This window comes from Rhizobacter sp. P3_B12, from assembly GCF_056402895.1.
This window is the reverse complement of sequence record NZ_JBFUGN010000656.1, coordinates 1-3507: the sequence shown is the minus strand read 5'-3', so window position 1 is coordinate 3507 and position 3507 is coordinate 1. Positions and strand designations below refer to the sequence as shown.

Genomic DNA, 3507 nt, shown 5'->3' with positions numbered 1-3507 from the left:
GTCCAGCACCGTGCCGGCGCCGGCGCGGTGCTGGCGCCGCGCGTCGGCGATCAGGGCGGGGAGGGCCAGGGAGGCGATACCCGGGTTGCTCATCGTTCAGCGCACTCCATCAACGCACTCCATTGGCAATGTCGAAGATCGGCATGTACATCATCACGACGATGCCGCCGACCAGCAGCGCCACCAGCAGCAGCAGCACCGGTTCCACCAGCCGCGTGGCCCGCTCGACGAAGGTGGTGAAGGCCGCGGCATGGCGCTGCGAGATGGTCTGCAGCACCACGTCGAAGCTGCCGGTGCGCTCGCCCACCGCCAGCAGCCGCTCGGCCACGGTGTCGGTCAGCCCGGCCTGCGACAGCGTCGCCGACACGCGCTTGCCGCGCGCCAGGTCGACGCGCGCACGCGCCACCGCCTCGCTCATGCGCGCACCGAGCCCCAGCGTCTCGCACAGCGCCATCGCCTCGTCCAGCGTGTAGCCGCCGCGGAACATCAGCGCGAGCGACTGGTACAGCTTGGCCAAGCGGAAGTGGTCCCACTGGCGCTGCAGCGGCCCGATGCGCGAGCCCACCGCCACCGCGAAGCGCATCGCGCCGCCCGAGCGGATCCACCACACGCCGCCCACCACCAGCGCCGCCAGGCCCGCGGCCACCTGGGCGGTGTGCTGCGAGACGGCCTTGCTGAAACCCAGCAGCACCTGCGTCGGCAGGCTCAGGTTGCCGTGGAAATCCACGTACATGCCCGAGAAGCGCGGGATCACGTACAGCAGCAGGAACAGCGTGATCAGCAGCCCGAGCGTCACGACCACAGCGGGGTAGATCGCCGCGCTGACCACCTGCTTGCGCAGGGCGCCCATCATCTCGTCGTGCGCCAGGAAATCGGCCAGTGCGCTGCCCAGCGTGCTGGTGCGCTCGCTGGCCTTCACGCTCGCCACCAGCACCGGCGGGAAGGCCTGCGACTCGTGCATCGCCTTCGACAGCGGCCGCCCCTCGCGCAGCGCGCGCAGCAGCTCGGCCTGGATGTCGCCGCGCGCGCCCTGCGACGATTGCGCCTGCAGCGTCTCGAGCGCCTCGACCACCGTCATGCCGGCCTGCAGCAGCGTGCGCAGCTCGCGGCACCACCACGCCACGTTGAATGCCCCCGCGCCGCCGCCGAGCAGCGGCGTGCGCGCCGGCCCGCCCGGCTGTGCCTCGGCGCCGACGAACACCAGGCCTTCACCCGCCAGCTGCGCCTGCACCGCCTGCAGCGACTCGGCCTGCGCCAGCCGCTCCAGCACGGCGGCCTGGCCGGGGTCGTAGTAGCGGACCTTGAACTGCATGGCGGTGCTCGCGGTTCAGCGCGTCAGGTCGGCGTCGTCGTCGGTGCCGCCGGGCGCGCGGTCCTTGCCCAGGCTCAGCAACTCGAACTCCTGGCCTTGCAGGCCGGGCGCGCGGTACTGGTAGGCACTGCCCCACGGATCCTGCGGCAGCGCACCGCGCAGGTAGGGGCCGCGCCAGCGCGGCTCGTCGGCGGGCGCGACCAGCAGCGCCTGCAGGCCCTGCGCGGTGGTCGGGAAGCGGCCGGTGTCGATGCGGTAGGCCTGCAGCGCCTTGTCGAAGGCATCGAGCTGAGCCTTCGCGGCCGTGACCTCCGAGCGGCCGATCTGCCCGAGGAAGCGCGGGCCGACGATGCCGGTCAGCAGGCCGATGATCAGGATCACGACGAGGAGTTCGAGCAGCGTGAAGCCACGGCGGGAAGCGTTGATCATGATGTCGATGCGATCGGTTTGGCCATGAAGACCCATTGGTTGTACTGCGCGGCGGGCGGCATGTCGGCCAGGCCGTCGATCTGCAGCGGGGTGCGCCGCAGCGGCTGCGCCTCGCTGGTGCTGAACACGCCGCGCACGCTGCCGTCGGCGCCGCGCACGACGCCGAGCGGGCGGCCCGGCACCAGCGGGTCGGTGTAGAGCCGGCGCAGGTGGCGGCGCGTGCCGACGAAGCGGTTGTCCAGCAGCAGGTTGTCGAGCGAGGCCGGGTACTGCTTCAGCGAGCCCGGCGAGGCCTCGCGGTAGCGGGTGATGGCCTGCGCGTACAGCGTGCCGATGCGCACCAGTTCGTCCTCGCGCTCGCGCTGCGCCGCATCGGCCCAGCGCGGCCCGGCGATCGACAGGCCGAGCGAGAGCAGCGCGACCAGCAGCAGCACGATCACGTAGGTGAATCCGCGCGATGGTGGCCTACCAGCTCGCATAGGGGCTCCCGTCGCGCGCCTGCCCCGGCGCACCGCTGTGCACGTCCGACACCCCCGCGGCGGCGCCGCTGTCGGAGTTCACGAGCACCCAGGTGTCGATGCGGTCCGTCACCGGATCGACCGGCAGCTGCCGCAGGTAGCGCGCCTGCACCAGCTCTTGCAGCGCCGCCGGGTAGCGGCCGCGGTCGGCGTAGAACTTGTCGATCGCATCGCGCACCGCCGCGAGGTTCTGGCGCAGCACCACTTCGCGCGCACGGTCGACATGCTCGGCATAGCGCGGCACCGTGATGGCCAGCAGCAGGCCGATGGCCGCCATCACCACCATCAGCTCGATCAGCGTGAAGCCGCGTGCCTTGCGCATGACCTGCATCACCAGTCCCTCAGCGGCACGCCGTTCAGCCCGCTGCGCGTCGAGCGGGAGAACACGTCGTAGACATCGGCGCCGGCCTGCGGCTGCTCGGCCGTCGACAGGTAGCTGCGCAGGCCCCAGGTCTGCTCGGCCGGCAGCTCGGCGCTGGCGAACGGGTCGCGCGGGATGCGGCGCAGGAAGACCATGCGCTGCGCACCCGGCAGGCCGGTGTCGCCGCTGACCAGCGCCTGCAGGCTCGGCGGGTAGCCGGTGGCGCCGGCCGGCTGCGACAGCTGGCCCTTGTCGTTGGCGCGCTTGTAGGCATCGATCGCCTCGCGGATCTGCCACAGCGCCTGCTTCAGCTCGCGCTCGCGTTCGCGCTGCAGCGTGACCTCGGCCAGCGGGAAGACCGCGACGGCCAGCACGCCGAGCACCGCCAGCACGACGACCAGCTCGATCAGCGTGTAGCCGGCGGCGCGGATCCGCCGCGGCAGGACGGGCAAGAGGCTCATTTGACGATCACCTTCAGCGGCGGCGGCAGGCCGATCGGCTGTGCCGGGCCGTCGAGGCCGAGCAGCTGCACGCCGAGCGTCGTCAGCTCCGCGGTGCCGGCGGCGGTGGCCTTCAGCCGCACACTCAGCAGGCTGCCCTGGCCGTTCGCGCCGGTGGCCTGGTTGCGGATCGCGCCGGCCTGCACCTTGCCCTGCTCGGCGTCGATCGTCTTGCTGAAGCTGGTGGCCGCGCCACCCTGCCTGAACAGGTCGCCCTCGTCGACGTCGACCACCGACAGCAGGCCCTTGCTGATGGCGAGCTGCACCGGCGCGCCGCGCAGCGCGAGCGGCGTCGCGAGGTTCAGCGTCGCGACGAAGGTGTCGCCGACCTTGACCTCGGCCGGCGCGCTCCAGCTGAGCGTCGGGGCGGCTGCCGCGGGCGCGGCC

General features: G+C 72.3%; 6 protein-coding genes. All 6 read right to left on the bottom strand.

The genetic code is table 11. The features are described 5' to 3' along the window. Positions 1–109 precede the first annotated feature (109 nt). Complete coding sequence (locus AC1D01_RS25615) at positions 110–1312, bottom strand: type II secretion system F family protein (protein ID WP_477871371.1); 1203 nt, start codon at positions 1310–1312, stop codon at positions 110–112. A 15-nt stretch (positions 1313–1327) separates the two neighbouring features. Then, positions 1328–1741, bottom strand: coding sequence for a type II secretion system major pseudopilin GspG (gspG, locus tag AC1D01_RS25610; protein ID WP_477871369.1), 414 nt, complete (start codon positions 1739–1741; stop codon positions 1328–1330). Further along, positions 1738–2181, bottom strand: a complete 444-nt coding sequence (locus AC1D01_RS25605) for a type II secretion system protein (protein ID WP_477871367.1) — start codon at positions 2179–2181, stop codon at positions 1738–1740. Before AC1D01_RS25605 ends, gspG begins: the two co-directional genes overlap by 4 nt. Positions 2182–2206: 25 nt before the next feature. Continuing rightward, complete coding sequence (locus AC1D01_RS25600) at positions 2207–2590, bottom strand: type II secretion system protein (RefSeq protein ID WP_477871365.1); 384 nt, start codon at positions 2588–2590, stop codon at positions 2207–2209. Continuing rightward, on the bottom strand, positions 2590–3081 hold the full coding sequence (locus AC1D01_RS25595; protein ID WP_477871363.1) for a prepilin-type N-terminal cleavage/methylation domain-containing protein: 492 nt from the start codon (positions 3079–3081) through the stop codon (positions 2590–2592). Before AC1D01_RS25595 ends, AC1D01_RS25600 begins: the two co-directional genes overlap by 1 nt. Then, positions 3078–3507, bottom strand: a 430-nt coding sequence (locus tag AC1D01_RS25590) for a cohesin domain-containing protein (RefSeq protein WP_477871361.1), incomplete at its 5' end; no start/stop codon positions are given. The genes AC1D01_RS25595 and AC1D01_RS25590, both read right to left, overlap by 4 nt.